General features: G+C 51.4%; 5 protein-coding genes and 2 pseudogenes. 6 read left to right on the top strand and 1 reads right to left on the bottom strand.

What is annotated here, in order from left to right; all coding sequences use genetic code 11:
* The 6 genes and pseudogenes from KSW37_RS14840 to KSW37_RS14815 form a co-directional block, all read left to right on the top strand.
* A pseudogene (locus tag KSW37_RS14840) lies at positions 1-305 on the top strand (hypothetical protein); the annotation flags it as partial.
* Between the two features lie 20 nt (positions 306-325).
* Positions 326-1,219, top strand: a complete 894-nt coding sequence (locus tag KSW37_RS14835) for a FimB/Mfa2 family fimbrial subunit (protein ID WP_217315169.1) — start codon at positions 326-328, stop codon at positions 1,217-1,219.
* A 29-nt stretch (positions 1,220-1,248) separates the two neighbouring features.
* Entirely contained in the window at positions 1,249-2,142 is an 894-nt protein-coding gene (locus tag KSW37_RS14830; RefSeq protein ID WP_217315167.1) for a fimbrillin family protein, read from the top strand.
* Between the two features lie 8 nt (positions 2,143-2,150).
* On the top strand, positions 2,151-3,038 hold the full coding sequence (locus tag KSW37_RS14825; protein WP_217315171.1) for a fimbrillin family protein: 888 nt from the start codon (positions 2,151-2,153) through the stop codon (positions 3,036-3,038).
* Between the two features lie 34 nt (positions 3,039-3,072).
* Complete coding sequence (locus tag KSW37_RS14820) at positions 3,073-4,638, top strand: fimbrillin family protein (protein WP_217315165.1); 1,566 nt, start codon at positions 3,073-3,075, stop codon at positions 4,636-4,638.
* 22 nt (positions 4,639-4,660) lie between these two features.
* On the top strand, positions 4,661-6,370 hold the full coding sequence (locus KSW37_RS14815) for a fimbrillin family protein (protein WP_217315163.1): 1,710 nt from the start codon (positions 4,661-4,663) through the stop codon (positions 6,368-6,370).
* Positions 6,371-6,504: 134 nt separating this feature from the next.
* On the opposite strand, the pseudogene KSW37_RS14810 reads toward KSW37_RS14815, so the two are convergent.
* Positions 6,505-6,740, bottom strand: a pseudogene (locus KSW37_RS14810) (Rpn family recombination-promoting nuclease/putative transposase); the annotation flags it as partial.

Here is a 6,740-nt window from a genome sequence, read left to right as displayed (position 1 = left end):
GCCGATGGGATTTGGCTGTTTCACCTCATATATATGCAGTAACGACCAAGGCTGACATCCGTACTATAGCCGATGATGCCAAGGTAATGAAAGGTTCTACCAACTGGCATTTGGGTTATGGCGCAGACTTGCAGGTTGGTTATCAACTGACCTCATGCCTGAAATTGGGCATCTATTCCGGTCTGACTCGTCTTACTGGCAAACGTATGGATGGAATGCCAGAGCATCTGCATAAGAACAACTTCTTGTGGGAAAGTGGCATAAGATTAGGAATCAACTTGCCTTTTACCAATCATCATCCGTAACTCCTAAAACAAGATAGAGAATGAAAGCAAAAAGAAGATTTAATATTTGGTTATGGGTGCTGTTATGCGTCCCATGCCTGTTGGCAAGTTGCGACCATGATGTTCATGATGGTGAGGAAGAAGGAGGCTTGTCGGTATCGCTCACTTGGGCTGATGAAGCCGACCAAGGTACGGAAGTGAAGGATGTGAATCTCTGGATATTCAATGCCGATGACGGTTCTTTAGTAGAGGAAAAGAATTATGGCAGTGCACAGGAGGTGGCAAGCCAACGCTTCGCTCTTCCTGAAGGGCATTATCAGATATTGGCTATTACCAATCTTATAGAGCCATTCTTCACCACTGACCAGACCAGGGCTTTGACTAATTGGAACAATATCCAGATAGGTTTGACCAATCCTAAGGATGTAAGGAACAATGCCTATTTCGGAGTTGCCGATGTGAAGATAGATAACAAGGAAGGCAGCTATGTAGTGCAAAACCCGATGAAGAGCGTGCTTGCCGAACTGACCATCATCATAGAGAATGTACCTAAAGGTACAGAGATGAGTGGCAAGGCATTAGATGCAGCCTGGTGTCTGTTCCCTACACAGAAGAATAGTGATGGAGAATATGGTTTGCCGAGCATAGAGCCAACGGAAGTGGAACTCCCTACCCTCCTGGCTACGGAATCAACTCTGAAATCAGAAGTCATCCGGCTGATGCCGACCATACAGGGAAGCCCCGCCTCTCATGTTTATCTCCGCCTCTTGCTGCCTAACGGGACCTTGCAGGAGTATGACATCACCGCTCCTGCGATGAAGGTTGGAGGAAAGTATGAGTTGCGACTCAACTACAACCAAATGCAGCCAAAGATGAATCTGGAAGCTACCATCAATGGTTGGACGAACCTCAACAATGAAGTAGAAATCAAATAATAATAATAACTTTTAAAACGTTTTGTAATATGAAAAAGATGACAAAGCTTTTCGCCCTTGCACTCTTGGCTGGTGCAATGGTTTCATGCAGTACAGAAGACACCGCACCTTCTACCCAGAATGGTAAGGTAGCCGTGCAGTTTACTGGTGGTATCAGCGTAAACACCCGTGCTGCCGGTCAAGACTGGGCTGATGGTGACAAGATTGGTATCTTTATGATAGAAGCTGGCAAGACACTCTCTGCGGATGCAATCAGTGAGGGAGTTGACAATGTTTGCTATCAGTCAAATGGAAGTAAAGCCTTTTCACCTATTTCTGGAGGTAAGACTATTTTCTTCCCGATAGATGGAGATGTGGACTTCTATTCTTACTATCCACAGACCACTGTCAATGATTACAAGGTGGCACTCAATATGGCCGACCAGAAGAGTCAGGAAGCTATCGACTTCATGTATGCCAAGACTACAGGATGCAACAAAGCTAATCCACAGGTAGAACTGAAATTCAACCATAAGTTGAGTAAATTGATTCTGAATGTTCAGCCAGGTAATGGTTTGACGCAAGACGATCTCAATAATTTGACGGTCACCATTAAAGACCAGAACACCACAGCCACTTTCAATCTGGCAGATGGCGTAATCTCCGGCGAAGGAAATCCTGACAACATCCAGATGAAAGCCACCCAAGTCGGCAAGATATACGAAGCCATCCTGCTTCCAACGGCATCAACGACCAGAGAAATAGAGTTTAACTTGAACAATGGTCATGATGCTCCGTTCGTCTGGAAAATGGACTCAGAACTCAAGGGCGGTAATTTGTACAATTACACCACCGTGAAGCTGACCCGAACCACTATAGAAATGACGGGAACTATCGAATCTTGGAACGAGGTAAAAAACAACAATGAGAACATAGCTGAATAACTGATATGATGAAGATAAAATTTTTTGCACTTGCAGCGCTCGCCCTCGCACTGGCGGCCTGCAACAACGACAACGAGATCCTAAACGGTGACCCTGTGGCCGCCCAGTTTACCGCCGACATTGCCATCGCCACCCGCGCCAGCGGAACCACTTGGGACAACGGTGACCGTATCGGCATCACCGACATCGGCAACGATACCCGGTACGGCAACGTGCCTTTCATCCTGAAGAACGGGAAATTTGAGGCAGAAGGAAAGGTTATCTATTTCGAAGATACAAAGACCCATACTTTCCGCACCTACTATCCGTACAACGCGGCGGGAGGCATCCTCACAGCCACGACCGATGCCACGGCGCAGCAGAACCAGCCTGCCATCGACTTTCTCTTTGCTTCAGGAGCCACGGGAGACAAACACAGCCCGGTGGTGAGCTTCACCGACAAAACCGCCAAAGGTGGTGAAAACAACTCCTTCCACCACCGCATGAGCCAGATAACCCTTACCTTCGAGGCGGGCGACGGCGTGGATTTCAGCGTGGTCAAGCCTAAACGTTACACGCTGGACGGATTGTTACTCACTGGTACGTTCAACACGGCCGACGGTCTTGCCACCGCAGACAACGGGGCACAGACCGGAGAACTGGCCATGAATCTGGCAGACGGCAATCTCACGTCATCGATCATCCTCTTCCCGCAGACAGTTGCATCCCTGCCGTTGGTTGTGAATTACAAAGGTCAGGAATATCATGCCACACTCACCATGCCCGAAGGCGCACTGCAGGCGGGCAACAACTATACCTATACCGTCAAGGTACGCAACAAAGTCCTTGAAGTCAGCGAAGCCACCATTGCAAAGTGGAACGATATAGACGGTGGAGATGTGGATGCTGACCTGTAAGATATTAATAATTAATTGATTAGAATGAAGAATTATGAGGCATAGATTATTTATCCCCGCAGCCACCGCGTTGCTGTTCGCCCTCGCCGCCTGCACACAGGACGAACTGGCTGACGATAGCCGGCTGTCCGAAGGTGAATACCCCGTAGTCATCCATGCCACAGGATTGTCCGTGGAGGCAACGCCGCAGGCAGCCTCTTCCACCCGTGCCGCTGTGGACGGCGACTGGCAGGGCGTCACTTCCGTGGCACTCAAGATGGGCGATGCGGTAAAGGAATACACCGTAACGGCATCTACCGATTTCAAGAGTGCCACGCTTTCACGTAAGAACGACCCGTACTACTGGACCAGCCGCGACCCGATTACCGTATCGGCATGGTGGCCCTTCAACAATGCCGACATCACACAGATGCCTGTCGTGAAGGTTGCCGAAGACCAGAGCAAATTGGCTGACTTCCAGAAAAGCGACTTCATCTCTGCTGAGAACCGGAAGGTGGAATTTAACAACCCGACTCTTGAATTTACCCACCGCACGGCACGCGTGACAATCGAACTGAAGCCCGGCACTGGATTCACGAGCGTCGCCGGTGCCACGGTGAGCCTCGTGAGCCTGTCCGCCGATAACGGCAACCCGACTGCCATCAAGACCTACAACGCAAGCGGCAACACCTACGAGGCACTGACTGCCCCACAGACCGTTGTGGCAGGCAAACCGTTCGTCAAGGTGGAACTCGGCGGCGGCACCTTCTACTTCCGTCCGCAGAACAACGTCGTATTAGAAGCGGGCAGCCGCTATAAATATACCGTTAAGGTGAACACCACCGGCTTGACGTTAGAGGGTTGCACCATCGGCAACTGGGCTGACGGCGGCGGCGAAAGCGGCGAGGCTGAGGATTTGGGCTATTCTATACAGAACGACGGCAGTTACGTGGTCTATAACGCTGACGGCCTGCTGGCATGGAACAAAGCCATACAAGAAGATGAATCGATAAATTGTACCCTCACCGCCGACATCGACCTGACGGGTAAGGAATGGACACAGGTAGGCACATGGCCACCAGGTTACTCCGGCATCTTTAATGGGCAGGGACACCGCATTACGGGATTAAACTTTTCAGCAGCGACTACTGAACTTTTTGGGTTATTAAATGAACGTGGTGTGATAAAGAACCTACAACTCATAGATGTGAATCTGTATGGCAGTAGTGGACATGCAGCTGGAATAGTGGAGGAAAATAATGGTCAAATCATTGCCTGCTCTGTGACGGGAAAAATTTCTGCATATGGTAGAACTAGTAGTATAGCCGATTTAAATTATGGCAGTATCACCGCTTGCTGGTTCAACGGCACATTGGAAGAGTATGAATCTGGAGCTATAGTGCGTCATAACTACGCTTATATAACTTCCTGTTATTGGGGAGGCAATGCCGGGCAAGGAGTATTCAGTAATCTTGGAGGAAAGGTAGATGCCACGAAGGTGGACGGCGCGACCGTGAAATGGCAAACAGCCGTCGACGGCATGAACACCGCCCTCACCAACAACGACTACCAGTGGGCACTCGGCACCAACGGTCTGCCCGTACTGCAAAAGAAACAATAACAACCCCTAAACAACACGCATCATGAAACGAACAAACATCCATATATCCGCAGCCATCGCCCTGCTGCTCGGCCTTGCCGCCTGCACACAGGACGAAGCGGGCTTCCTGCCGGAAGGGGCGGAAGGCACATCCATCGTCTTCACCGCCACGGGGCTGAACCCCGCCGCGATAGCCATCGCCGGCACCCGTGCCCCCGTGGATGGCAATTGGGAGGATGTGCAGAGCGTGGCAGTCCTGATGGACGGCACGGTGAAGACGTACAACGTGACGCCCTCCACCGCCGACCACACCAGCGCCACGCTGACCTCCACCGACCCGTACTATTGGACCAACCACAGCGACATCACCGTCACAGCGTGGTGGCCCTACACCGCTGGCGAGACAACCCCGCCTGCGGTAAAGGTAAAAGCCACCCAAAGTACCCAGAAAGACTTTGAGGGCAGCGACCTCATCGTAGCCGACGGACAGACGGTGACCTACGGCAGCCCCACGCTTCGCTTCACCCACCGCACGGCGCGAGTGACCGTCGTTCTGACGGACTACACCGAGGGGCTGGCATCCGTGCGGCTGACGGGTCTCTCCACCGAAGGCGACAACCCGGATATAATCGTCCCGTATGACAAGGGTAGCAACACCTACACCGCCATCGTAGCCCCGCAAAGTGTGGCAGCTGGCACGGCATTCATTACCTGCACCTTCACTAACGGCAAGACCTTCGTTTATAAGATGAAGAATGCTACCGACTGGCAGGCGGGCGGTGAATATACCTACACCGTCTCCCTCCTCGCTGCGGCAAAAGACCTGGGCTATACCATAGAGAGCGACGGCAGCTACACCGTGACCTCCGCCGATGGCTTGATGAATGTAGCCAAATTAGTGAACGGAGGTAAGACCGACATTAACATTACCCTCGACAAAAACATTGACCTCACCGGCAAAGACTGGACGCCGATAGGCACAGACTACGACAACTCATACAAAGGCACCTTCGACGGCGGCGGCCATACCATCACGGGGCTGACCTTTACGACAAATGACGAATATGCGGGTCTGTTCGGCTGGCTCAATAGAGCTGGTACGGTGAAGAACGTGGTGATGGAGGGCGTACAGATAACAAGCAATCAAATATATGGCGGCAGTATTGGCGGCGTGGTAGGATCTGGCTGGGGCACCATTGAAAACTGCTCGGTGTCGGGCAGCGTCAGCGGCACGGTGTATGTCGGCGGTGTGGTGGGTGTTCAAATAGGCGGTTCCATCACCGGATGCAGTTCCTCTGCCACAGTGAAGGGAATGGTTGATGTCGGCGGCGTGGCAGGTCAGACGAATTCGAGTGCCACTCTGACCGCTTGCTATGCCACAGGCAACGTGATCATAGAAATGGACCCCAAAAAGAATATCGCTGGCGGCAGTCTGGTGGGAATGAACGCAGGAAGCAGCCTCCTTGCCTGCTATGCCACGGGCAACGTAACCAGTACGGGTAGTAGCACTGGCTATATGCATATCGGCGGCTTTTTGGGAAATAACTACACCACCGTGACCGCCGGCTATTGGAAGAACAATCATGAACAAGGCATCGGCTACAATAGGGAAAGCACCGGAGCCACGAAGGTGGACGGCTCTGTCGTTACCTGGCAGAAAGCCGTTGATGCCATGAACACCGCCTTGCAGAACGCAGGCTCTGAGTGGCGTTACGAACTTAAAGGAGCATTGCCTACCTTGAGGAAGCAGTAAGCCGTTGCGGGCGGAAAAGTTCCGTCCGCAACGAACATTAAAAGACAAGGGTCTATATGCCACGATGAAAAGGTGGCGTATAGACCCTTGATTATATGGTGATATTCGTAATCTACATCTCCGCTTTCTGTTTTTTAAGAATTGCTCAGATTCTTAATGATTTCCAAAGACAGCTGGGTAGCCTTGGCAACCTGTTCGGCAGAAAGTCCCATTGCCAGCAATCGTTGTGCTGTTTCTGTGTTGGCCTCATGTTTGCCTTCTGCCCTACCTTTCTCCATGCCTTTCGCCATGCCTATTTCTATACCTTCACGCTTGGCAGTGTCTACGGAATTCTTGATGTCGCGATATGCCATCTTGCTGGTCTCGTACT

It is taken from the genome of Segatella copri (assembly GCF_019127135.1).
In the GTDB taxonomy this organism is placed as follows: Bacteria; Bacteroidota; Bacteroidia; order Bacteroidales; family Bacteroidaceae; genus Prevotella.
The sequence above is the reverse complement of the archived record's forward strand: the minus strand, read 5'-3'. Positions and strand labels throughout refer to the sequence as shown.

What these genes read in the sequence shown, in the direction of transcription:
- KSW37_RS14835 (WP_217315169.1), top strand. Translation starts at nt 326, where the DNA reads ATGAAAGCAAAAAGAAGATTTAATATTTGGTTATGGGTGCTGTTATGC.
- KSW37_RS14825 (WP_217315171.1), top strand. Translation starts at nt 2,151, where the DNA reads ATGAAGATAAAATTTTTTGCACTTGCAGCGCTCGCCCTCGCACTGGCG.
- KSW37_RS14830 (WP_217315167.1), top strand. Translation starts at nt 1,249, where the DNA reads ATGAAAAAGATGACAAAGCTTTTCGCCCTTGCACTCTTGGCTGGTGCA.
- KSW37_RS14815 (WP_217315163.1), top strand. Translation starts at nt 4,661, where the DNA reads ATGAAACGAACAAACATCCATATATCCGCAGCCATCGCCCTGCTGCTC.
- KSW37_RS14820 (WP_217315165.1), top strand. Translation starts at nt 3,073, where the DNA reads ATGAGGCATAGATTATTTATCCCCGCAGCCACCGCGTTGCTGTTCGCC.